The organism is Ligilactobacillus sp. 110_WCHN, assembly GCF_030518115.1.
Lineage (GTDB): Bacteria > Bacillota > Bacilli > Lactobacillales > Lactobacillaceae > Ligilactobacillus > Ligilactobacillus aviarius_C.
This window is the reverse complement of the sequence record NZ_JAULLI010000018.1, coordinates 1-23,416: the sequence shown is the minus strand read 5'-3', so window position 1 is coordinate 23,416 and position 23,416 is coordinate 1. Positions and strand designations below refer to the sequence as shown.

Here is a 23,416-nt window from a genome sequence, read left to right as displayed (position 1 = left end):
TTGATAAAATGAATAAGAATTTAATTTTTATCAAAGAGGTGAATCCCGGTGATCAAACAGGAAAAACTTTCAGAATTAACCCAAACCGATTTTAAATGGTTTGACGTTGTCGACATTGATGAAACTGATATTCGCGAGCTTAAAAAATCATTTAAACTTACTCCCGAGATCACTTCATATGTATCTGACCTGAACGAACGGCCGCACTATGACTATGATGAACACACTGATAGCCATCTTCTCGTATACGACGTTCCTCTTTGGCCGACAGCTGAGATCAATCATTTTACGACTCGGCCGATTGTTTTTCTAATTCATGAAAAGACTGTTTTTTCATTTCATACTCACCGAACGAATTATGTTTTTGAGCAATTTGAAGGCAGCGAGATGCACCAACGGCTCCAAAATGTCCATGACATCACCGAATTCGTAATGCTGTTTCTCTTTCATTCGACCCAGTATTTTCAACGGGCATTGACCCAGATCAACACTGATCGCAATCAACTTGACCGGGAATTAAATAACGAAATTGCAAACCGCGATCTTCGCGAACTAGCTCAAATCGAAAAAAGTTTAGTTTACCTTTCAAGCAGTATCAGTACAAACTTGATGATGCTGCAGGATCTAGGGAAAACGCCGTTGGCTCGATTACTGACTCCAGCAGCCTTTGAACGACTTGATGATATTCTGATCGAATCCAAACAGTCCTCCCAGATGGTTAAAATTTCAAGCGAAGTTACCGAAATGCTTTCAAAAACCTCAAATAATATTTTGAATAATAATCTGAACGATACAATGAAGTTTTTAACTGTTTGGTCGTTACTGCTGACGATTCCAACCATCATCACCGGCTTCTTCGGGATGAACGTCAACCTTCCACTGACCAACAATCACTGGGCATGGTTGATTATCATTGTCCTGAATATCGGCTTCATGATCTGGCTTTTTATCTACATGAAGAAACATCATTTTATTTAATAAAATACGAACTATTCCAATTATTGAGTTTTAATCTCACGGAATAGTCCGTATTTTTTTGCTATTCAAAACGGTCTCAATCAGGTATAATTAATTCACCGAAAGGGAAGGAGAAGAATTATGAACACACAAACAACCACTCAACCCCTTGTAAAAGCCGTTAAGCGTGTTGCTTGGGGAACAATTATTTTTTTAGTCGCCCTGAACGTGATTGACTTGCTCATTTCGCTCGGAATTGTAATCATCCAGAGAAATTCAAATTTGATCGAAGGCCTGAAAGCCGTTTCAACAACCAATGGCTGGGCATATATGATTGCCGGCATCATTGGCGTCGGTCTCGTTTTAACTAAAACAAATCAAACTGAGCGCCACCAAATTTTTACTGCCCGCAAAACGGTGATCACCTGGCAAGCAATTATTGGAATTATCCTTATGCTTTTTGTTTTTCAACTCGGAGCAGAGTTTTTTGGAACCATCGTTGAAGCTGGATTGAAGCCTCTTGGTTTTTCAGCCCTTGCCGAGATGCAAAATGCAAGTCAAACTGGGATTCGCTCGGTTAGTATGATGGTTTATAGTGGAATTTGCGCTCCATTATTCGAAGAAATCGTCTTTCGCGGATTCGTTTTCCGCAAACTGCAACCATTTAGTATTAAGTTTGCTTTAATCATCTCATCACTACTCTTTGCATGTGCCCACGGAAACTTGATCCAAAGTCCGTTTGCATTTGCGACCGGAATGCTTCTTGGATTAGTTGCATACCGTTATGGATTAACATGGGCAATCATTACCCATGTTATTAACAACCTTGGATTAAGTATTGGTCTCCAATTACTTTCCCAAAAAATTACGTGGATTTCTTTCTTAACCATTGGCTTAGCCATCATCGGTCTGATGGGACTCATTTTAATCGGCATGCGGCCCTTAATTAATTGGTGGCGGCAAAATCGGATCCAAGATCATTTTTTAACAATTACTTTGCGCCAATTACCGATTTTAATTATTTTAATTTATGGAGTTGCGCTTGCACTAGGTGGAATTCAGCATCGATAAAAAAATGGAACTGCAAAAGTTTGCAGTTCCATTTTTCAATTCTAATACTTTTAGTTTTAATCCCGAGAGTAATTAGGAGCTTCTTTTGTAATTTGAACATCGTGCGGGTGTGACTCCCGTAATCCAGCTCCTGTAATTTGAACAAATTGGGCTTCTTCCCGCAAAGTCTTCAAATCAGGGGCGCCGCAGTAGCCCATGCCGGCCCGTAAACCACCGTCCATTTGATAAAGAACGCTTGAAACAGGGCCTTTATAAGCAACTTGTCCTTCAATTCCTTCTGGAACAAGCTTATTAGCTTCATTTACACCGCTTTGGAAGTAACGGTCAGATGAGCCGTGAGTTGAGTCCATGGCACCTAAACTTCCCATTCCACGGTATGCTTTGTACCGCCGACCTTGATAGAAGACTGTTTCACCAGGAGCTTCTTCCGTTCCGGCAAGCATTGAGCCAAGCATTACGGCATTGCCGCCGGCTGCGATCGCCTTAACAATATCGCCAGAATACTTGATTCCCCCGTCAGCAATAATCGGTTTGCCGTATTCACGGGCAACACTTGCTGCGTCATAAACCGCTGTTAATTGAGGAACCCCAACTCCGGCAACGATCCGGGTCGTACAAATTGAGCCTGGTCCGATACCAACTTTAACAACATCAACTCCGGCATCATACAACGCTTTCGTTGCTTCTGCGGTTGCAACGTTGCCGGCAATCAATGTTGCATGCGGGAAGTGTTCCCGGATTTCTTTGATCTTCCGTAATACGCCGGCTGAATGGCCGTGGGCAGTATCGATTACTAATGCATCCGCGCCGGCTTCAAGTAATGCCGCTGCTCGTTCAAAGGTGTCGCTTGTAACCCCCACAGCAGCAGCAACTAACAACCGGCCCTTATCATCCTTTGCGGCATTTGGAAATTCAACGACTTTTTCCAAATCACGTAACGTGATCAATCCAGATAAGCTGCCTTGGCCATCAACCAATGGAAGTTTTTCGATCTTGTTCTTTTTGAGGATCTTCCGGGCTTCATCAAGGGAGGTTCCTTCCTTCGCTGTAACCAAATCTTCCTTGATCATTACATCGTCCAATTTTTGATCATGGTTCTGAATAAAACGGATATCCCGGTTAGTGATAATTCCGCATAACTTCCGGTCATCCCGGCTGTTAACAACTGGAACACTACTAATGTGGTTTTCATGCATTAACTTTTCAGCTTCTGCCACGGTATTGTCCCGGGTCAAGAAATCTGGATCGTTAATGATTCCATTTTCAGACCGCTTTACCTTCCGGACTTCTTCGGCTTGGCGTTCAATCGCCATGTTTTTGTGAATAACGCCCAAACCGCCTTCACGCGCCATCGCAATTGCCATTTCAGATTCCGTTACCGTGTCCATTCCGGCACTGATGATTGGAATATTCAAGTGCAAGTTATCTGCCAAATCGACGCTTAAATCAACTTCATTCGGCAAAACATGGCTTTCTGCCGGAATCAGCAAAACATCATCAAATGTAAAACCTTTTTTTGAAAACTTTGTATCCCAGTTAGACATAAGTTGTTCCTCCATAAGTTTATTTATTGTTTTATAGATTACACAAAATCCGTATAAATTTCAAGTGATTATTCCAATTAATTGCGAATTACGAATAATTATTCTTCAATGCATTTCAAAAATAGGTTTAAGTTGTAACATTTTAATTTATTCCAAATAAATCGCCCGCAGTTTTTCAAGTTTTGCCGGAGTCAATCCTAAATATTTTCCGAAGTATTCATCCATTGATGAAGCGACGGTTTTACATGTTCGTTCCAATACCTTAAAGTTTTCCGAACTGACAGCTAAATTTGAATTTAATTTATCCGCAAGGGCATTCCGGGCATCATTTGTCACCAAATGGTTGATTTCGGTTGCTGATGCGCCCTCAAAAAACAAATTCGTTAACAAATAGTCCTTTAAAATTTCCGCTGGCTTAACTTGCAACGCGCTCAAAATCAAAAAAGCTGCCACTCCAGTCCGATCTTTCCCTGCCGAACAGTGAAACACCAAACCTTGATCCGGCTTATCACTTGCCAGCAATAGCTCAAACATTCGCTGGTATGCCATCCGTGCATGCTGATCGACAAGCATTTGAACATAGCTTTGATCAGCGTAGTCTCGATCATCGATTTTCATCTTCATGTAGTTGACGATCCCTAAATTTTTAAATAACGATTTGCTGAACGGATAAACCGGTAAATTAACATACGCTGCTTTTTCAGGGTACCGGTCCGCATAGTATTCCGTTTCAGCCGGTGAACGAAAGTCAACATCGATTCGCAACCCGTAATCGGTCAAGAATTGAAGGTCATTGTCCGTTAAATCGGTCATGTTTCCCGAACGCAAAATCTTGTGCCACTTAACATGTTTTCCGTTGATCGTTGAGTAGCCTCCTAGTTCACGAAAATTGACTCCGCCTTTTAAATCAAGCATCCGTTGATGTTCCATCTTAATTCCTCCTTAACGCTAGATACAGCAAGAGGTTGCGACAACTGTCACAACCTCTCTTTTACGCTTATGGATTTGGGGTTCCCTGCTCATCTTCAGCAGAATCATCATCCTGACTGGTCAACGGAGTAACCTTCATCCAATCAATATAATTCCGTTTGAAATCCGTAACCTCGATTTCAACGTTTCCAATTTGAATCTTTGACCCAAGTCTAACCTTGTAATTTTCAAGCAAATAGCCCGCTAAGGTTACACTATCTGCTTCTTGAAATTCCTTATCCTTAAACTTGAAGAACCGTTCAAAATCATACAGGGTCGTTTTCCCCGATACCTTATACGTTCCGTCATTATTTGGAACAATATCATCGGAAGAAACGTCATCGGCTTCGTCCTTAACCGTTCCGAAAAGCTCTTCGTAAATATCCCGGTCGGTTACGATTCCGCTTGTTCCACCGTATTCATCCAAAATAACCACTAACGGAACATGCTTCTTAATCATTTGTTGCAATAACTTTTGAATTGGGGTCATTTCAGGAGCAGTAATGACCGTCCGCATTACCCGTGAAACCCGAACAGTATCGTCAACTTGCGCCTGGCGGATCATATCATAAATGTAAACGTAGCCTAAAATATTATCCTTATCGTTATTGGCAACGACGGGGTAACGTGAAAACTTGGTTTGCAAATATTTATTGATCACGTCACGCACCGTGTCAGTTACGTCAACGACTTCGAGACTTGTCCGATCGACCATCACGTCCTTGGCAACCTTATCATTAAATTCAAAGGCCCGTTCCATGTAAACATAGTCTTCACGGTCAATTGCTCCGCTGTCAACGGAGTTTTTCGAAACGTTCAAAATTTCATTTTGCGACATGACGTCTTCTTCTTCGCCTGCTGGTTTTAATCCAAGCGCCTTCACAATTCCTGAAGCTGACTTGTTAAGCAACCATACAAACGGATAGAAAATCACGTGGAAGTAGTGTAACGGCCGCACAATGAACATCATCATCTTCATCGGCATGTCGATACTGATATTTTTCGGGACGATTTCCGTTAAAACCACTTCAAGGTAAGTCAAAATTACGACCCCTAAGACTGCACTGACAGCCACGATCGTTGCGTGATTGATTGGCAGCCTGCCAAAGGTCTTAATTAAAATCTGTGATAAGGTATCTGCCCCGATCCAGCCTAAAATGATTCCGGTCGTTGAAACCCCAACCTGGGTCGTTGACAGATACTCATTCATATTTGAAACCATTTGCAATGCAAGTTTTAGTTTCTTCTTGTTACCCGTTCCTTCTTCCAGTGCACTTTCAATTGCACTTTTCCGAACGGACACGATTGCAAATTCTGCTGCCACAAAGAATGCAGCAAAGTAAAATACGATCACTACAATAATCAAATTGATTATCGCCTGACCACTTGACATTTAGTCATTCCCCATTTCTGAAAATAATTAAATTTTATTTTATATTAAAATCATACCACCTTTTACGGTGTTTGTAGACTACTGCCCGTTATCTGTGAGATAAATTTTCTTTAAATCGCGCTGTTGTTGCGGGGTAACCTTCAATACCTGCTCAACATAATTGCGGACATTGCCAGCTTCTGCGCGAATGACGTTCAGGGCTGTATCCAAATACTCATCATAAACATGGGTCAAAGCTTCAATATTTTTCAAGAAAATTGGTCCCAATTCGTGATAAAGTTTCTGTTTATTTTGCTGATTCAATGCTAAATGCTTGTTTGATGAAAGGTAGTCCTCATGAATGATTTCATCAGGAACCCCTAAAACAGTCATCAAATAAACAGCACCCATTCCAGTCCGGTCTTTTCCTGCCGTACAGTGGAAAAGAACCGCTTCACCGTCAGCTGAATTAGCTAATAACTCATCAAAAAACACCCGGTAAGCATGTTGCGCACTTGGAGCAAGGACAATATCCTTATATGAATTCAACATATCGTGATAGCCAGCTTCAGGATCTTCCTTAAATGCTTGCTTTCGCATTTGATTCTTTGCCGTACTATTCGTTTCATCAGCTGGAAAAACCGAGTCATTAACGTACTTCGCCATTGAAGGAACTTTATCCGGGTATTCTTCCTGCTCGCTTGGTGAGCGAAAATCGACATCGACCCGCACCCCATATTCATTTAGATAGTTCAAATCATCATCCGAAAGCGGGTTAAGCATTCCCGAACGCACCGCTTTATGCATTTTGATTGCCTTTCCGTCAGTTGTCGGATACCCGCCAATATCGCGAAAATTGAATCCATTTTTGACTTCTAATAAATGCTGTTCCATCTTTTAATCCTTCTTTTCCTTTGCTGCTGCCAGATTACTTTGAATCTGTTCTAAGCCGGCATGAACCTTGGTAATGATTTGGTAAGCGATTTCCATCGGTGCGTTATCCAACGTTTCAATTGAACCGAGCTGATCGATGTGAAACTTCGATGCATTCAGGTCCGGCGCTTCCATGATCAGTTCAACCTGCACCGGGACTTCCACAGCTGAACTTTCAAAAAAGTTATCGACCCGGTTGATATTCGCAAATGGCAAATTGATAATGCCGCTTTCTAACCGAACTGAAACGGCTTCTTCAAAATCCGTGATCACCAAAATTTGCTGTCCAAGTTTTCCCTGAGCAACCGTGGTTTGAAAATCCGAAAGAAGCTGTTTTAATGCCCCATCAATATCATTAACGGACGCTTCCATTTCACTGCTGATAAAGTCACCGTCAACGATGCGGTCAATAAAATCTTGTACCTTAATCTTCATTGTGATGATCCTTTTCTTTATTCTTGTGATCGAATTTTGCTTGCGTTTCAAGATATTCATAGTAATTCTTTAATGCCATATACGGATCACTCTTATCACCCTTATCTTGAATTACAATCATTGTTCCCGCTGGAATATTCTTTCCAAGCCATTCAGCGTCTGAAGTTGTCAACCAAATTGCGCCATTCGTTTGCGCAACATGCTTGTGTTTAAAGCTCTTTCCTAAGCATTTAACAGCTTCCTTATCCACTTTCCCAGCTCCATCGGTTGGAACAGCCTCAAGCATCGGCTGAATTCCATAGTGATTTTCAGGAACCGAATATGACACCCATGCCGCATATTTCTTTCCTGAAGGAGCATCATAATAATTTACTCCCCGAGACTTCTTAATTTTAAACGTTCCTAAAGGGGTCTTTTGCCGATTACTCATTTCATGATAGTTCGGGTTCCCATAGGCATACATTGTATAGATCGTAAACGGTCCCTGGTGAACATACAACCGTTGCTTAGCCAGTGAGAATGAAAGCCATACCCGATTCAATTTTGAATAGTGCCGGTACTTGGCAATTTCAGGATATGGTAATGTTTCGCTCGGCTTATTCCATTCAACCGGTTTGCGCAAATGTTCCCGTTGCTTTTTCATCATTCGGGCATTAATTTTAGCATCATGTTCATCGCGCTTCTTTTCCTTTGCTAATTTAACTGCCCGAATCCCTTCTTCGTGCTTAATATAGATGTATGAGCCGACTGTTCCTGCAACCAAAACAATTGCAACTAACCAGGCCAGCCAACTACTTTTTTTCTTTTCCATTTTTCTGCCTCTCGCTTAGTTCTTTCTTTTTATAAATATACGTAAACGCGCTTAAAAATTCAAATTTTATTTAGTTTTCCGCAAGGCTTCGACGTCAATGATCCGGTCGACCCACCCACGATAAAATGAAGCTTCGTGAGTTACTAAGATCACATTGCCCGGATAACTGATCAGGGCTTGGCGCAATGCATCCTTCGTTTCATCATCCAAATGATTTGTTGGTTCATCAAGAATCAAAAAATTAGTTGGATGAAGTTCCAAAATACATAATTTGACCTTCGTTTGTTCCCCACCGCTAAGCAGATTCAACGGTTGCATTGCATTTGCAGCATTAATTCCAGCCCGGGCAAGTTTTTGGCGAATAGTCTTGGGTTCCAACAGCGAATCGATATTTTGAATCGTTTGAAGCGGGGTTTGAGTGGCGTCATCCCATACTAAATCTTGGTTAAAATATCCAATTTTAACCGCGTCGCCGAAACTTGCGGTTCCTTCAAACACTGGAATTTTACCCAGAATCGACTTGATCAAGGTTGATTTCCCAACCCCATTGAATCCCTTCAAAACAATCTTTTCCCCATGCGTCATTGAAAATGTAACCGGTGCTAACAACGGTTTGTCATACCCGACAACGAGATTTTTAACTGTCAAGGTATTTGCCGATAAAATTTCTTCAATTGGGAAATTAAAATGGGCGCGCAGATTATCACTTGGCGGGGTGATCCGCTTCATCTTGGCTAACCGTTTCTCACGTGATTTCGCCATTGACGCCCGCGTTCCGGCCTTATTCTTCCGAATATAAGCTTCGTCTTTTTCGATTTGACGTTGCTGTTTCTCAAACGCCTTTCGCTGAACTTCCTTTTTAATCTCTTTTTGCTTGATTGCCGCCTTAAAACTTCCGGTATACTTCGTAATTTTACCCCATGCAACATCAATAATCGCGTTGGTGACCCGTTCTAGAAAATCATAATCATGGGAAATCACCATAAATGCTCCTTGAAAATCATTCAAAAAGCCGACCAGCCATTCAATATGCTCAGTGTCAAGGTAATTGGTCGGTTCATCCAGCAAAAGCACATCGGGACTTTCCAACAGCAACTTTGCTAAAATAATTTTGGAGCGTTGTCCGCCTGAACAGTCACTGACCCGGCGATCTTTTCCCAACGCATCAATTCCTAATCCTTGCATTACTTGATCAATTCGGGAATCGATTCCATAAAAGTCATGTGCTTCTAATGTTTGCTGGTTCCGGCCCGCGCGTTCTAACAGCCGTTCATCCATTGTTTTAGCATACTTTGCATAATCTTGCTGAATTTGGTTTTCAATTTCATAAAGGTCTTTAAAAGCACTTTTCAAAAAAGAAATAATCGTTAGATTATGTGCCGATTCAGCGTACTGATCCAAGTAACCGATCTTAATTCCTTTTTGCCATCTAATTTGACCTTCATCAGGAAAAAGCTGCTTGGTAATCAACTTGATTAGCGTTGATTTCCCGGCTCCATTTTGACCGATCACGCCTAAATGATCTTCCTTATTCAAACTGAATTCAGCATCCGTATATAATTGCTTTTCAGCAAAACTCATTGAAAGGTGGCTAACTTCTAAAATCCCCATTTTTCAACTTCATATCACTTTAGATAAAAAAACACCACATGTTCCGCCTACGCGATCCATGTGGAGCTTCTGCGTATTCAATTAATTGAAACTCGGATCTGCTGCAAAACTCCTCGAGAAAGTTTCACATCAGTTGAGCCCCACGTGCATCATGCCCGTAAGCTCAATTACTTGTTTGCTTTGTCAGCTTCATCGCGTTCCTTCAAAAAGCTTAAAACAGCTTCGTGTTGTTTACGACGCTTCTTGATGTTCTTGTGGTTTACAGGACGACGATCGTTCGCTGCACCAATGTGTGTGTTTTGTGACATGAAGTTACCCTCCCTTCTGACATTAACAACCATTTATTTTATCGAAAATTATCAAAAAATTCAAGTTTACTTTGAAGATGACCCGCGACGCTTCCGAAATTGATGAACAATTAAAGTGATAACCACCGCGATCAAGACGATCATTCCAAAAATCGCTGCTGGAATTTCAATATCGATCGCCGGAATTGAAATAAATAATTTAATCGCAATCAAGGCAATTAACGCATATGCCATCACTTCAAGTTCCGGAATCTTCTTCATTAGTTGTATGATCACTTCAGCAATTCCCCGCATACATAAAATTCCAATCATGCCCCCAATCAGAACGATCACCGGATTCGGTGAAATTGCCAACGAGGCTAAAATGGAATCGACCGAAAAGACAATGTCCATTAATTCAATTGATACAACGACTGACCAAAAAAGCGGCAATAACCGTTTCCGTTTCTTTGAATGATGCTTGTCAGAATGCGGATGCGCCATCTTCCAAAAATGATTGATCGAGAGGTAAAGCAAATATCCTGCTCCAATCACTTTGATCCACCAAAACTTGATCAAAAAGGTTCCGACACCAATTAACAGGAATCGGAAAAGATACGCTCCCCATAAGCCGTAAAATAATGATTTTTCCTGTTCTTTTTTAGTTGGAAGTTTTTGGGTTTGTGCTGCAAGGACAATCGCATTATCGACCGACAACAAACATTCGATCAAAACCAGCGACAAGATAATCAACCAGTCGCTTCCTGATTCAATCACGGTTTTCCAATTATTTAAATCAAAGAACGGACCATATAAAGTTTGTAAAAAATGTATCAATTAAAATCTCCTTTAATTATTATTGTATAAGGAAAATATCACATTTCAGTTTTAATTTCAAAGGCTAGCAAATAATTCTTAACGGAAGCTTAACCTTGCTAATCATCCAACGGCAATGTCAATTCATCCGTTTGCGCTTGCGCTGGCTGTTGTTCAGCCTTGCCATGCAAAAAGCCCTTGATCATTCCGTAAATCGCTGTCTTTTCATTCGCCGATAATTGATGCCCGTTGAAGTTTAGCTGGGCATTGGACGTAAATAAATCATCAAGTTCAACTTCGGTATATTGCCGCCCTGCAAGAAAATCAAGCGACACGTTAAAGTAATCTGCCAGTTTCATCATTTCAATGTACGACGGGGTATTCACGCCGCGTTCCCAACTTCCAATTTGGGGACCAGTATTGGCTCGTTCACGCGGATAATCCGCTAATGATTGGTTTAACGCGCTGGCTAATTCCGGCAATGATAAGCCTTTTCCTTGCCGAAGAGCCCGTAATCTTTCAGGAAACATTTTATCACCTCATAAAATAAAATCTTCGAATCAAAAAAGAGGTCATCCCGTTTCCGGCACAACCTCCTTCCATTAAAAACTTTGCTTTCCGACTATTGTAAGCCGCCGCCCATCATCATCATAAAGACTTGAACTCCAAATGAAATTACTTTCATAATGATTTCTGATGACAATAAGTAGAAAATAAAGAATCCTAATCCCATTACTAAGGCAGTTACGATTCCGGCATAGATTCGGTCAAGGCCTTCTTCATTTGAACGGCTGATAACTGCAACTAACACTGCAATTCCAAAAATTGCTAATGCAAAAAGGGTCAATAATGAAATTGCCCGACCAGCAATTCCCAAAAGTCCAAGAACCAAAATTACAAGCGTTAAAATTACGTTGATTCCGCTGTAATGGGTGATGCGGTTAGTGTATGTCCAAAAGTTTTCTTTCTTGCCTGAAACCAAGTAACGGCTTACTAAGTATGTTCCACCGATAATAATTGCGGCTGCGATCAAACTGAAAATGAAAAGTTTCAAGTAAACTAACAATTCAGCAATGCTTGACTTACCGCCATTTAAAACGTAAAAAATATTGTTGATATTTGCACCGAAAAATGAATTCTTAACTAATACGTGGAAGAAACGGTACAATGCGCCGAAGAAAACAAGTAATTCAGCAACAATGGTAACGACCCCATACCATTTTGCACCTTCAACCTCTTCTCCGGGATGAATCCATGAACTTAAGATCCACTTAAAGTAGTTTAATTTCTTTCCCGTTGCAGCTACACTTGCTGCATTTGAAGAACTATCCTTATTCTTTTCATCGCCGTGAGGATAAAAAGTAACGGTTTCTAATTTTGAATCGTCTTTTGACATTCGATCTACTCACTTTCTCTTTATAAAATACAATTTTATTGTAAACTAATTGATTTCTTTTTTAAAGAAGAGGGTATTTATTTTCATTAAAAGAATTTATAATTATTTGTGAAAAAAGATGGAGGAGTTTGCGATGCAATTTAAAAAATCATTTCAAGCTGTTATTTACTTTATTCTTGGACTCTTGGCGTATTGCCTGACGGTAAGTTCTGCTCACGCTGACCAGCTATCAAAGCGAATTGACCATATGAGCCTGCAAGATAAAATTGCGCAGATGTACTTTGTTCCGAGCGATGGCAATCAAAATGACGTTCTCAACGCCATTCAGCAATATCATGTTGGCGGTGTTGTCTTATTCGGGGCTGATTTTCAAAACCAAACCCCTGACCAGTTCAAAGCCAAACTTGCCGGATGGCAAAAAGCAAGTCAGATTCCGCTTTTTATCAGAACTGATCAGGAAGGCGGGACCGTTTCGCGCCTAAGTGATAATCCTCAATTAACAAACAACCGGCAATTTCCATCATCGCAAGCATTAAATAATAATATGCAAGCTGAAGTGAATGAAGCCCGAAATGTTGCTGGGATTCTTCACAATTTAGGAATCAATTGGAACTTCGCCCCTGTTGCCGATGTTTCAAATAATCCTCAAAGTTTCATCTATCCCCGGACATTCGGAAAAGATTACCAGCAAACGGCAACGTATATTTCAAAAGTTGTTCCGGCAATTCAAAGTCAAAAAGTGGTTGCAACCCTCAAACATTTCCCAGGTTATGGAACTGCGGGCGACACCCATACGGGATTTGCTTCAACTAACAAATCGCTTGCTGATTTTCAAAACCAAGACTTTCTTCCGTTCATTGCTGGAATTAAAAGTCATGCCGATGCAGTGCTCGTTTCACACATTGTGATCAATCAGGTCGATAACCATTATCCGGCCTCATTATCACCGCAAGTTCATAAAATTTTAAGAGATCAATTACACTTTAAAGGCGTTATTATCACCGACGACCTTGGAATGGGTGCAATTACCCAATTCGCCCATGATAATCACGTCAACGCCGATGTTTTAGCTGTTGAAGCCGGGAACGATATGCTTCTGAGCAAAAACTATCAAACCGGAATTCCGGCAATTGAACAGGCCGTTAAGAACCACCAAATTTCAGAGAAACAGATCAACCAGTCTGTATATCGGATTTTAAAGCTTAAAGAAAAAATTGGATTAATAAAATAGAAGGTGTGACAAAACAATAAAAACGAGCGTGGTGGAAGCAGAAAAGTGAACGAATCGCGAAGCATAGATTCGGAGCTTTTCGAATTAGCTTCGCGTCACCACACAGCTCGTTTGTTTTGGAACCCGATTATGCGGATATAACAAAAAGGTTGCGACTTATATCACAGTTTCATAAGTCACAACCTTATTTTTATTTATATTCATCTGGTTCTGGTTTTTCTGCAAGCGTAATAACGCCGATCGCATTCAACCCTGTATGAGTCATAATAATTGGGCTCGTTAACCGGGCAATGTATGCTGCGTCCTTGCTGTTTTCTGGAAGAACAGCATCCTTCACCTTTTCCAAATATTCATCGCTACAATCAACATTTGAAAGTGATAATTCCTGAATTGGATTATCCTGATGCCGTTCTTTTAGTTCTGCACAGTATTTGAAGAATGTCTTCCGGCTACGGCCCTTCTTGACAACATCCAAACTATTTTCCCGCAAACGGACAATGACCTTCAAATTGATCAATTTGGTCAACATGCTTGCCATCTTCCCAAGTCGTCCGCCTGACAAAATATTATCCAAATTATCAACTAAAACATCGATCGTCGTCCGTTCAAGGATATCTTTACAATGCGCTTGAATTTCCGCAATCGTCTTACCCGCAGCTGCATCCTTCGCCGCTGCTAAAACTTGAAATGCTTCACCGCGATCAGTTGACTTACTATTGATCACCGTTACATCCGTTGACGACATTTCAGCTGCTGAAACCGCAGTTTGATACGTTCCGCTTAAAACATCCGAAAGCAAAATGGCAACAACCTGGCTTCCATCTTCACCCAAACGATCAAATACATCGACAAACGAACCGACTGCTGGTTGGCTTGTCTTTGGTTTATTTCCCTTTTTCAATTCTTCAACAAGTTCTTCACGGGTGATCGTTTCACCATCAACAAAAGTTTGCCCATTGATTTCAATTGTCAACGGAACAATTGTAATGTTATTTTCTTTAATTTCTGCTGGGGTTAACTGAACTGATGAGTCAGTTACAATCTTGATATTTGCCATTTTAAATTCTCCTTAAGCAGTTTTCTATTCTAATTATATATTAAATGTTTTCAAAATCAATATAATATAGACTTAAAGTCTAGATAGTTTAGCTACCAAACATCTCGGATCATTTTTATTATAGTCGATTACTCCCAATTTTAATAGCCAAATTCAGCATTAATTCCAATAAAAAAGCGCGGAAGTGATTGAAATCACCCCGCGCTTCAAGATCATCATTTTATTTTGCGATAACTTTAATGAAATCGTCACCATGGTGAATTTCGTCAGCTTTCTTGTGACCAACTTCAGCATAGTTAGCGGTGTTCGTGATAATCGTCATTACAGTTGGATCGTATCCAGCCTTTTGAACAGCGTCAATGTCAACCGTTCCTAACTTATCGCCCTTCTTAACCGTTTGGCCTTGCTTGACAAAGCTTTCGAAATGTTCACCTTTTAAGTTGACCGTATCAATTCCGACGTGAATCAGAACCTCGGCACCCTTGTCAGATGTAATTCCATAAGCGTGCTTGGTTTCATAGGCAACTGAAATCTTACCATCAACTGGAGCATAAATTGTTCCATCAGTTGGAATGATTGCAGCGCCATCACCCATCATCTTAGTTGAGAAGACTTCATCGTTTGTTTCTGATAAGTCTTCAACTTTTCCGTTAACCGGAGCAGCAATAACTTCACTATTTAATGAAACTTCTTGCTTTTGTTCAGGTTCAACGTGATCTTCCTTAGCTTCAATTGCTTCAGCTTCTGAAGTTGCAACCGGAACAGGATTTACAAGTTGATTGTGAGACTTTCCGTAAAGGAAGGTAACCGCGAATGCAATTGCAAAACTGATCAATTCACAAATTAAATATACAACGATTGACTTTGTATTAACTGATAAGAATCCTAAAAGTCCGGCAGAACCAAGAGCAACTGCACCAACTTTAAAGAGTCCAGCAATAAATGAAGCAATGCATGAACCGACTAATGCGCAGAAGAATGGGAACTTGAATTTCAAGTTAACCCCAAAGATTGCAGGTTCTGTAATTCCTAACAATGCTGAAACGCCGGCTGATGAAGCTAAACCTTTTGTCTTCCTGTCCTTTGTTAAGGTCATCAAAGCAAAAGTTGCAGCCCCTTGTGCAACGTTGGCCATTGAAGCAACGATAAAGATAAAGTCGCCGACTCCTTGGTGATGAGCTGTAAATGCTGAAATTAATTGAATTTCGACTGCTGGGAAACTTTGATGCAATCCAGTTAAAACAATTGGTGAATAAACTGCTCCAAAGAGCCCCATTCCAAATGCACCGGTTGTATTGTAGAGCCAAACAATTGCATCGGTAACCAAGTTTGAGGCTTCACGCATTATCGGTCCGACAATCGTAAATGTTAAGAATCCAGTAATAATAACTGAAAGTAGTGGAGTAAACGTAAAATCAACGGCTGATGGCAGGTGCTTGTGGAAGAACTTTTCTAAAATTGAAAGAATCCAAACTGCTACTAATACCGGAATAACTTGGTATGTGTATGGTGTTTGGGAAACGTGCATTCCAAAAAGGTTCCAGAAATGACCTGCAACCAAGCTTGGGGAGGTCATCATCATTCCGATTACGCCACCAAGGAATGGATTAGCTCCAAACCGCTTAGCAGCTGAGAAACCAACCATGATCGGCAAGAAGATGAATGGTGCTGAAGCCATTACTTGAATCATTTGTGATACCGCTTTAAGTTGCGGAACCATTTGAATAATGGCTTCTGGGCCAAACAAACCTTTTGATGTAATGAAGTTATTCAAGGCCATCAAAAGACCACCGGCAACTAAGGCTGGGATCAACGGAACGAAGATGTCAGACAAAAGTTTGACGAATGCCATGATTGGATTTGGTTTCTTTCCGTTTTGAGCAATGTCTTTCAAATCTTCAGTTGAAGCTTCCTTAACACCTGTTTCCTTTACAAAGTAATCATAAACATTATTAACATCCCCAGGGCCGATAATAATTTGATATTGGCCGTTTTGTTTGAATGTTCCTTTAACATCATCGTTATCGTCTAAAGCTGCTTGATCAACCTTAGAATCATCTTTTAAGACTAACCGAAGCCGGGTTGCACAGTGGGCTGCAGCAACCACGTTGTCTTTTCCGACAGCTTTAACAACTTCAGATGCGACTTTCTTGTGATCCATGGTGATTCCTCCTTGATTTTTATTTTTGTGAAAACGTTTTATCTTCCTGAGTACATTTATAATGATAGCGCATTCTCAGAATATGTCAATCGTTTATCACAAAATAAATTAGTATTTTTTGAAAGCGAAAACAATATTGATATATAAGTAATTTATTCATGGTAATCGATTGACACACTTTGCGAATTTATTTATCATAAAAATGAATTTAATAGTAATTAATAAAAACATTACTTCAATGAAAGAAGGCTCATTCATGGAATGGACAACTGAAAAAAGATACTTACCATATAATAAATGGGACGCGGAAACACTGCTTGATCTCCAAGCTCAAGCTGATCAATCACAATCCCAACTCCATTATCATATTCGTCCAAGCTCCGGCTTACTGAACGATCCGAATGGTTTTTCATATTTTAATGGCGCTTGGCACGTATTCTACCAACAATATCCGTTTGGCCCAGTTCACGGATTAAAGTCATGGCATCACATGAAATCAGCTGATCTAGTTCATTGGGAAGACATGGGATTAGCTGTCAAGCCTGATACTCAATTCGACAGTCACGGAGCATATTCAGGTTCCGCAACCGTGATCAACGATAAATTATTCTTAATGTATACCGGTAATGTCCGCGACCAAGATTGGGTTCGGCATTCTTACCAAAACGGAGCCTGGATGGATCAAACCGGGCACATTGAAAAATTAGCCCAGCCGTTAATTGAAGCTCCTGATCATGTTACGGAACACTTCCGCGACCCGCAAATTTTAAAACGTGGCGATAAATACTATGCAATTTTAGGAGCTCAAGATAAAGAAACTGAAACTGGTAAAATCGCCATCTTCAGTGCTTCTGATTTAACCGGCAAATGGACTGATCTTGGATACGTCAACTTTACCGATAAGGACATGGGATACATGATCGAATGTCCTAACTTAGTTTTTGTTGATGATCAACCGGTTTTAATTTTCTGTCCTCAAGGATTGGATAAGAAAATCACTCCTTACGAAAACATTTATCCAAACATGTACGTTGCCGGCAGCAAGTTTAAGTTTGACGCGGGTAAAATGACAACGACTCAGGCCGCACCAATCAATTTGGACGATGGTTTTGACGTTTATGCCACTCAAGCATTCAATGCTCCTGATGGAAAAGCTTATGCAATCAGCTGGGTCGGCCTTCCCGACGTTGCATATCCAACTGACAATGAAAACTGGGCAAACTGCTTAAGTCAAGTTAAGGAACTTTCACTTAAAAACGGGCGGTTGATCCAACGGCCAGTGGCTGCAATGGGGACTTTGCGTCAAGCTGGACATCTGATTCGAACCGAAAAAGTCATTGATGGTCGTCAAGTTGTTGAAAGCCACGCTGGCCAACAATATGAATTGAAAATTACCATTGCTCGAAATCAAAACGGAACTTTGCACCTTGCAGGAAACCACACCGTTGACCAAAGTTTGCAACTCAACTTTAATACTGGGAAAGATGCTTTCTTTGAAATTGACCGTTCAAAGGCTGGCCAAACGTTCAATGAAAAATTCGGTGTGACCCGGAAGATCCGCCTTCCTGAGAACCAAGACCTTGACCTTGATATTTTCATCGATCATTCATTAGCCGAAGTCTTCATTAATAACGGCGAACACGTAATGACATTGCGCTACTTTGCCGATCAAAAAAATGATAAAATTGCACTTACAGGAAAGGATTCATTAAACTACTATGGAACTTTCTGGAATTTAGCAGATATGTAATTAAAGAGGATAACTTATGCGGCCAAAATTAACGGATGTTGCCAAAAAAGCAGGGGTCTCACCAACCACTGTTTCACGTGTAATCAATAATTATGGATATTTAAGCGAAAAAACCAAAAATAAGGTTTACCAGGCGATCCAGGAATTAAACTACCGTCCAAATTCATTGGCACGTTCCCTCCAAGGAAAGCAAACCAATTTGATCGGCGTGATCGTTCCTGATATTACCAATCCATTTTTTGCCGAGCTTGTTAGTTCGATTGAAAAAGAACTCTTTAATAAGGGATATAAAATGATTCTTTGCAACGCGAACTATGACAGCCGCAAAGAACAAGAATACCTTCAAATGCTGATTGCCAACCAAGTTGATGGAATCATTACCGGAACCCACAACTTGGATATTGAAGAATACAATAAGGTCGGCTTGCCAATCGTTTCCTTTGACCGGACCTTATCAGAAAACGTCCCAATTGTAAGCTGTGACAATTATCAAGGAGGCTGTTTGGCGACTGAAGAACTTTATCAAGCAGGATGTCGGCACATCGATTACTTTGGGAATCCGCAATCAATTACCAACCCGACTAATCAACGGTTAAAAGCATACGAAGATACGATTCAAAAGTTTGGTTTGAAAGCCCACGTTCACGCTGTTCGCTTTTCAGAATCGCCGACGCTAAAAGCCGTTTCAGTCCGGCAACTGCTTGAACAGCACACCGCTGATGGAATTTTCTGTTCGGATGATCTAACCGCCCTGTTGGTTTTGCAAGAAGCCCAAAAACTTAACATTCAGGTTCCAACGCAGTTAAAAGTCATCGGGTTTGACGGAACAAAGCTTAACCAAACCTATCACCCTGAGCTTTCAACGATTGTTCAACCGGTAAAAGAAATTGCTGAATTATTGACTGAATTGTTATGCAAACGAATTGAAAATCCTGATTTTAAAACGGAAACTAATCAATTTAAACTCCCCGTCAAAATTCTTCGAAGCAAGACAACGGCTCATTAAAATGCAAAAAAGGCCGGTGACATCAAAGTCACCGGTCTTTTTCTCTGCTTCTAAATCTTAGTAAATTGTAACCTTATCAGCGTTCATGTTTTCTTCTGTAAATTGAACGCTCTTCATTTCAAAGTCGTCGAAACGGTTGTAGTAGTATGTGTTTGTCTTGGTTGAGAAGCAACCTGTGTAAACAGTGTATTCATCTTTACCTTGTTCATTGATGACACTTCCGTCAACCATTGCAACGGACTTCAAAATGTTGAAGAACTTAGCAACGTTTGCCTTTTCACCGTCAACTGTTGGGTAACTTGCATTTAAGTAAGCAACCTTTACGAACCGTGAAGCAGGGATGCTGTCGCCTGGTAAGCCTAAACTACCTGTCCCAACACCTAATGGACGAATTTCTTGACCGTTCCAGTCATGCGTTGTTGCATCGTTTGGTGTTAAACCTGCATAGTTGTTAAGGTTTGTCATGTGCCATGGATAATCAGGGTTGTTTGTCAAAACGCCAACGTGGTTATCATAAACCTTAAGGCCGTCCTTTGTTTGTTCAACAACAACTGATTCTTTCTTGTCGCTGATGATCCAGTGTAATGGAGCAACTGGCATTTGAGGTGCAAATGGAGCATCAACTAAGTTCAAGTTTGCTAAGCCCTTCTTAGCTTCTTCAACGGTATCGAATTCTTCCATCAACCATAACATAAATTCGTATGGTGCCATGTTTGTCTTGCCATCAACTGGCCCTTCTGTAAAGTGAGCATAGCGTGGGAAGTTTAATCCCGCAATTCCAAGACCGTTTTCGTTGATGCAGTCAAAGTACATTGGGTAGTCGCCAGCCATGATTCCCATTCCGATAATTGCCTTTGTTGTCTTGCCATTTTCCAAGAACTTGTATGGTAATTCATAGTTTCTTGGTGTTACGATAACCTTTTCGCCGTATGATGATTCAACATCCAAGTTACGGCCAAAATATAAGTTACCTTCTGAATCATTAAAACGTAAACCTGTACACATAATAATGTCTCCCTTCAAAATTCACTTATCAACTACTATATAAATAGTTTATCATTCACTAAATTGAAAATTCTAATATTATGACTCGTATTTAAAGAATCATTAGTCTTAAAACAATAAGCCGTAGAATACAGCCTCATATCCTACGACTTACTGATTTTTAAAAACTAGTTGTTTTGTTTGTTCATTAAAGCTTTTTGCATGCCTTTGATCTTTACAACTGAAACGATCAAAAGAATGAATCCAACAACAACGCATGCCATCATTACATACCATGCAACGGTGAAGCTTGCCATGCCCTTGATGATTCCAAATAATGGAGCACCGATTGCAAAACCAATAGCGTATGCTAAACCAACAAGTCCAAGCATAACTCCTTCATCTTTAGAACCAAACAAGTCTTTAGCCATGAAAGCAGGACCTGACATGTAACTAAATACGGCTAAACCACAGAAGATTGCGTATGCAATTCCGGCAACTTTACTTGCGTGACTGCCGAATGGTTGGAAGCTGACGAAAATCATCATTCCGATTGATAATACGTACATTACAGCAGCGTATGTCATTGCCTTGGCAGTTCCTAATTTATCAAATAAGATCCCACCAGTAACGTTACCGATTAAGCAACCGAAGCCGTACATCATTCCGATTGTTCCAACAACACCGAAGCTTAACTTTGTATCTAAGAATGCAGCGTAGTCTTCGTTCAATGAAGCCAAACCAATTCCGATGATTAAGAAACCGATACTGAAGATCCAGAACCATGGCATCTTCATAACTTCTTTAGAAGTCCAGCCTTCGAATTCCTTAGCCTTTGCTTCTGCAGCAGCCTTCTTAGCTTCTTCAAGTTCAGCCTTTGTAGCAACGATTTCGTTGTCCTTAGGTGTCCGGATGAAGAATGTAATAATTAAACCAATTACAAACAATGCTGCGGCAAAAATAAAGAATGGAGCCATTGATTCAAGGTGACCAGTCTTTGTTCCGCCAACCATGTACTTAGCTAAAAGTTTTTGAGTAAATGGTTGTAAGAAGATGTTACCGATTGAACCACCACAGAAGGCAACCCCTAAAGCAGTTCCACGGCCTTTACCTGGGAACCAGTGGTTGATTACCCAAGGAACACCCTGGCCTGAGAAGAATGTTGAACCGATCATACATAAAATCGCAGCACCGTAAAATTCTGGTAATTTTGAACTAATTCCAAAAATTACATATGCTAATGCTGAAATGATGATCCCTGCCATATACATTACTTTAAAGTTAACCTTAGCTAAACCTTTACCAATAAATGGTGAAGCAACTGAAGCTGCAACCGCACCAAATGTAAAGATCAAGGTGTATGATGCTAAGCTAAAGTGGAATGTATTAACAAGCGGGTGAACAAATAATGGTTGAATGTTTTGTGCAATCCCATAAGGAATGGCTTGCGTAAACATACAAAGAAAAATCATGAAATACTTATAAGCGTTACTTACAGGTTTCTTTTCGCTTACTGTATCCATAATGCAAACCCTCTTTCTAAAAATAAAAAATATAATTGCAATAAAACTTAATGGATATTTACATTTTGTCAAATTTATAATGATTTGATATTACCGAAATATCCTAAGTCCCATCTTTAACAAACGCTATTATTGCACAGTTACCGAGGAGCGTCAAAAATTAAGACTTGTTAAATTGATAAGTTTTAATTAATTTGTAACAATTATATTAAATCGTTTCGTTTGAAAGAGGTTACATATCGAACTATTATTTGATGGAATTATTTGTTTTTCAGTTTTAAAATAGTGACTTTTTCATCATTATAAGTTACTAAAATTCTTATGATAATTAAATGAATTGAAGGTTAATTATATTAACTCTTTTTTATTTAATGTAAGGACTTCATTAATTGTTTTTGATATTCATTTTCTAATCATTTACCTTATCATTAATATTATTGCAATATTCAAAAGTTACAGAGGTGAATAATATGAAAAGAATTGATGAAGAGACAACTCTTCCAGAATATTTTAAACTATGGATCAAACTGTACAAAGATGGTGCTGTTCGTGAAGTGACATTAAGGAAATATTGGGAAACATATCACTTTATTGAAAAAAATATTCCAATTTTAAAACTTAAAGACGTGACCCGGATCAAATATCAAGAATTACTTAACTTATACGCTCAGTCTCATGAGCGCCAAACGGTAAAAGACTTCCATCATCAAATTAAGGCGGCCCTTTTAGATGCCTATGATGATGAATTAATAAAAAAGGATCCAACTCGAAGAATTGTGATTAAAGGGAAAAAGCCCAAAAAGAAAAAAACTAAATTTCTTAATGAAAACGAATTAAAACTTCTCTTAAAGCAGCTGAAAACCAATAAAAATGATCCAAGTCTTGACTGGTTGGTTTTATTGGTTGCAAAAACAGGACTTCGTTTTGCTGAAGCCTTAGGGGTCACTCCAAACGATTTCGACTTTGAAAACCAAACACTAACAATTAATAAAACATGGAATTATAAAGAAGCAAATGGTGGATTTCAGCCAACCAAAAACGAATCTTCAAACCGAAAAATTGCACTTGATTGGAAAACCTGTCTTCAATTCAACAACCTAACTCTTCAGTTGAATCCGATTAGTCCAATTTTTGTAAAAAAGAGAATTTATAATTCAACGGTTAATAATTTTCTTAGTAATAAGTGCATTAAAGCTGGAATTCCTGAAATTTCAATTCATGGTCTTCGTCATACTCATGCGTCCTTACTTTTGTATGCTGGAGTTTCAATCGCTGGGGTTTCAAAAAGGTTAGGTCATGCCAGCATTACTACAACCGAAAATACATATTTACACATAATTAAAGAATTAGAAACTCAAGATAATACTTTAATCAAACAACATCTATCTCAACTTTGACAAAATAAAAAAGCTATGTTAGTTATCAACATAGCTTTTAATTCGCACGGCAACTTCCTACCCTCGCAGGAGGCGTTCCTCCAACTACTATCGGCGTTTTGAAGC

At 39.8% G+C, this 23,416-nt stretch carries 21 protein-coding genes; 6 read left to right on the top strand and 15 right to left on the bottom strand.

Features of this window, described 5'->3' with window-relative positions; genetic code table 11:
* The first annotated feature begins 48 nt into the window (after positions 1–48).
* Together Q3C15_RS06855 and Q3C15_RS06850 are read left to right on the top strand one after the other, a co-directional pair.
* Positions 49–978, top strand: coding sequence for a magnesium transporter CorA family protein (locus Q3C15_RS06855; protein WP_278852742.1), 930 nt, complete (start codon positions 49–51; stop codon positions 976–978).
* 120 nt (positions 979–1,098) lie between these two features.
* Positions 1,099–2,028: a CPBP family intramembrane glutamic endopeptidase gene (locus tag Q3C15_RS06850; protein ID WP_302704745.1), complete on the top strand. Its 930-nt coding sequence runs from the start codon at positions 1,099–1,101 to the stop codon at positions 2,026–2,028.
* 56 nt (positions 2,029–2,084) lie between these two features.
* Here Q3C15_RS06850 and guaB read toward each other — a convergent pair whose 3' ends face one another.
* The 11 genes from guaB to Q3C15_RS06795 form a co-directional block, all read right to left on the bottom strand.
* Entirely contained in the window at positions 2,085–3,572 is a 1,488-nt protein-coding gene (gene guaB, locus Q3C15_RS06845) for an IMP dehydrogenase (protein WP_057826599.1), read from the bottom strand.
* Positions 3,573–3,719: 147 nt separating this feature from the next.
* The gene (locus Q3C15_RS06840) at positions 3,720–4,502 is read right to left on the bottom strand and encodes a tyrosine-protein phosphatase (RefSeq protein WP_302704744.1); all 783 of its coding nucleotides are present in this window, start codon (positions 4,500–4,502) and stop codon (positions 3,720–3,722) included.
* Between the two features lie 67 nt (positions 4,503–4,569).
* Complete coding sequence (locus Q3C15_RS06835) at positions 4,570–5,934, bottom strand: hemolysin family protein (protein WP_302704742.1); 1,365 nt, start codon at positions 5,932–5,934, stop codon at positions 4,570–4,572.
* A gap of 78 nt (positions 5,935–6,012) precedes the next feature.
* On the bottom strand, positions 6,013–6,807 hold the full coding sequence (locus tag Q3C15_RS06830; RefSeq protein ID WP_302704740.1) for a tyrosine-protein phosphatase: 795 nt from the start codon (positions 6,805–6,807) through the stop codon (positions 6,013–6,015).
* 3 nt (positions 6,808–6,810) lie between these two features.
* Complete coding sequence (locus Q3C15_RS06825; protein ID WP_302704739.1) at positions 6,811–7,281, bottom strand: hypothetical protein; 471 nt, start codon at positions 7,279–7,281, stop codon at positions 6,811–6,813.
* The gene (locus Q3C15_RS06820) at positions 7,271–8,092 is read right to left on the bottom strand and encodes a L,D-transpeptidase (RefSeq protein WP_302704738.1); all 822 of its coding nucleotides are present in this window, start codon (positions 8,090–8,092) and stop codon (positions 7,271–7,273) included. The genes Q3C15_RS06825 and Q3C15_RS06820 overlap by 11 nt, the downstream gene beginning before the upstream one ends.
* Positions 8,093–8,158: 66 nt before the next feature.
* A complete protein-coding gene (locus Q3C15_RS06815) occupies positions 8,159–9,703 on the bottom strand; it encodes an ABC-F family ATP-binding cassette domain-containing protein (protein WP_302704737.1) in 1,545 nt (514 codons plus the stop codon).
* A 167-nt stretch (positions 9,704–9,870) separates the two neighbouring features.
* Positions 9,871–10,011 carry a hypothetical protein gene (locus Q3C15_RS06810; RefSeq protein ID WP_204779465.1) on the bottom strand — a complete coding sequence of 47 codons (141 nt, stop codon included), beginning with the start codon at positions 10,009–10,011 and terminating at the stop codon, positions 9,871–9,873.
* A 66-nt stretch (positions 10,012–10,077) separates the two neighbouring features.
* Positions 10,078–10,824, bottom strand: coding sequence for a TerC family protein (locus Q3C15_RS06805; RefSeq protein WP_302704762.1), 747 nt, complete (start codon positions 10,822–10,824; stop codon positions 10,078–10,080).
* Positions 10,825–10,925: 101 nt separating this feature from the next.
* A complete protein-coding gene (locus Q3C15_RS06800) occupies positions 10,926–11,336 on the bottom strand; it encodes a helix-turn-helix domain-containing protein (RefSeq protein WP_204779464.1) in 411 nt (136 codons plus the stop codon).
* A gap of 92 nt (positions 11,337–11,428) precedes the next feature.
* On the bottom strand, positions 11,429–12,202 hold the full coding sequence (locus Q3C15_RS06795) for a DUF6574 domain-containing protein (RefSeq protein ID WP_302704736.1): 774 nt from the start codon (positions 12,200–12,202) through the stop codon (positions 11,429–11,431).
* A 133-nt stretch (positions 12,203–12,335) separates the two neighbouring features.
* Here Q3C15_RS06795 and Q3C15_RS06790 point away from each other — a divergent pair, with 133 nt between their 5' ends.
* Positions 12,336–13,433, top strand: a complete 1,098-nt coding sequence (locus tag Q3C15_RS06790) for a glycoside hydrolase family 3 protein (RefSeq protein WP_302704735.1) — start codon at positions 12,336–12,338, stop codon at positions 13,431–13,433.
* 190 nt (positions 13,434–13,623) lie between these two features.
* Here Q3C15_RS06790 and Q3C15_RS06785 read toward each other — a convergent pair whose 3' ends face one another.
* On the bottom strand, positions 13,624–14,490 hold the full coding sequence (locus tag Q3C15_RS06785; protein ID WP_283573672.1) for a DegV family protein: 867 nt from the start codon (positions 14,488–14,490) through the stop codon (positions 13,624–13,626).
* A gap of 220 nt (positions 14,491–14,710) precedes the next feature.
* On the bottom strand, positions 14,711–16,651 hold the full coding sequence (locus tag Q3C15_RS06780) for a sucrose-specific PTS transporter subunit IIBC (protein ID WP_302704734.1): 1,941 nt from the start codon (positions 16,649–16,651) through the stop codon (positions 14,711–14,713).
* Positions 16,652–16,907: 256 nt separating this feature from the next.
* Between Q3C15_RS06780 and Q3C15_RS06775 the strand changes: the two genes are divergently transcribed.
* Both Q3C15_RS06775 and Q3C15_RS06770 read left to right on the top strand, forming a co-directional pair.
* The gene (locus Q3C15_RS06775) at positions 16,908–18,401 is read left to right on the top strand and encodes a sucrose-6-phosphate hydrolase (RefSeq protein WP_204779459.1); all 1,494 of its coding nucleotides are present in this window, start codon (positions 16,908–16,910) and stop codon (positions 18,399–18,401) included.
* A 16-nt stretch (positions 18,402–18,417) separates the two neighbouring features.
* The gene (locus Q3C15_RS06770) at positions 18,418–19,407 is read left to right on the top strand and encodes a LacI family DNA-binding transcriptional regulator (protein ID WP_204779458.1); all 990 of its coding nucleotides are present in this window, start codon (positions 18,418–18,420) and stop codon (positions 19,405–19,407) included.
* Positions 19,408–19,464: 57 nt separating this feature from the next.
* Here the strand turns inward: Q3C15_RS06770 and bsh are convergent, their stop codons facing one another.
* Both bsh and Q3C15_RS06760 read right to left on the bottom strand, forming a co-directional pair.
* Positions 19,465–20,412 (bottom strand): choloylglycine hydrolase, encoded by a 948-nt coding sequence (gene bsh / locus Q3C15_RS06765; protein WP_278852716.1) that lies wholly within the window; start codon positions 20,410–20,412, stop codon positions 19,465–19,467.
* A 167-nt stretch (positions 20,413–20,579) separates the two neighbouring features.
* Positions 20,580–21,914 carry a conjugated bile salt MFS transporter gene (locus Q3C15_RS06760; protein ID WP_204779456.1) on the bottom strand — a complete coding sequence of 445 codons (1,335 nt, stop codon included), beginning with the start codon at positions 21,912–21,914 and terminating at the stop codon, positions 20,580–20,582.
* Positions 21,915–22,384: 470 nt separating this feature from the next.
* On the opposite strand from Q3C15_RS06760, the gene Q3C15_RS06755 reads away from it, so the two are divergent.
* Entirely contained in the window at positions 22,385–23,311 is a 927-nt protein-coding gene (locus tag Q3C15_RS06755) for a site-specific integrase (RefSeq protein WP_283596998.1), read from the top strand.
* The last annotated feature ends 105 nt before the right edge of the window (positions 23,312–23,416 follow it).

Coding starts and splice junctions, on each gene's coding strand:
- Q3C15_RS06850 (WP_302704745.1), top strand. CDS start 1,099: ATGAACACACAAACAACCACTCAACCCCTTGTAAAAGCCGTTAAGCGT.
- guaB (WP_057826599.1), bottom strand. CDS start 3,572: ATGTCTAACTGGGATACAAAGTTTTCAAAAAAAGGTTTTACATTTGAT.
- Q3C15_RS06840 (WP_302704744.1), bottom strand. CDS start 4,502: ATGGAACATCAACGGATGCTTGATTTAAAAGGCGGAGTCAATTTTCGT.
- Q3C15_RS06835 (WP_302704742.1), bottom strand. CDS start 5,934: ATGTCAAGTGGTCAGGCGATAATCAATTTGATTATTGTAGTGATCGTA.
- Q3C15_RS06830 (WP_302704740.1), bottom strand. CDS start 6,807: ATGGAACAGCATTTATTAGAAGTCAAAAATGGATTCAATTTTCGCGAT.
- Q3C15_RS06825 (WP_302704739.1), bottom strand. CDS start 7,281: ATGAAGATTAAGGTACAAGATTTTATTGACCGCATCGTTGACGGTGAC.
- Q3C15_RS06820 (WP_302704738.1), bottom strand. CDS start 8,092: ATGGAAAAGAAAAAAAGTAGTTGGCTGGCCTGGTTAGTTGCAATTGTT.
- Q3C15_RS06815 (WP_302704737.1), bottom strand. CDS start 9,703: ATGGGGATTTTAGAAGTTAGCCACCTTTCAATGAGTTTTGCTGAAAAG.
- Q3C15_RS06810 (WP_204779465.1), bottom strand. CDS start 10,011: ATGTCACAAAACACACACATTGGTGCAGCGAACGATCGTCGTCCTGTA.
- Q3C15_RS06800 (WP_204779464.1), bottom strand. CDS start 11,336: ATGTTTCCTGAAAGATTACGGGCTCTTCGGCAAGGAAAAGGCTTATCA.
- Q3C15_RS06795 (WP_302704736.1), bottom strand. CDS start 12,202: ATGTCAAAAGACGATTCAAAATTAGAAACCGTTACTTTTTATCCTCAC.
- Q3C15_RS06790 (WP_302704735.1), top strand. CDS start 12,336: ATGCAATTTAAAAAATCATTTCAAGCTGTTATTTACTTTATTCTTGGA.
- Q3C15_RS06785 (WP_283573672.1), bottom strand. CDS start 14,490: ATGGCAAATATCAAGATTGTAACTGACTCATCAGTTCAGTTAACCCCA.
- Q3C15_RS06780 (WP_302704734.1), bottom strand. CDS start 16,651: ATGGATCACAAGAAAGTCGCATCTGAAGTTGTTAAAGCTGTCGGAAAA.
- Q3C15_RS06775 (WP_204779459.1), top strand. CDS start 16,908: ATGGAATGGACAACTGAAAAAAGATACTTACCATATAATAAATGGGAC.
- Q3C15_RS06770 (WP_204779458.1), top strand. CDS start 18,418: ATGCGGCCAAAATTAACGGATGTTGCCAAAAAAGCAGGGGTCTCACCA.
- bsh (WP_278852716.1), bottom strand. CDS start 20,412: ATGTGTACAGGTTTACGTTTTAATGATTCAGAAGGTAACTTATATTTT.
- Q3C15_RS06760 (WP_204779456.1), bottom strand. CDS start 21,914: ATGGATACAGTAAGCGAAAAGAAACCTGTAAGTAACGCTTATAAGTAT.
- Q3C15_RS06755 (WP_283596998.1), top strand. CDS start 22,385: ATGAAAAGAATTGATGAAGAGACAACTCTTCCAGAATATTTTAAACTA.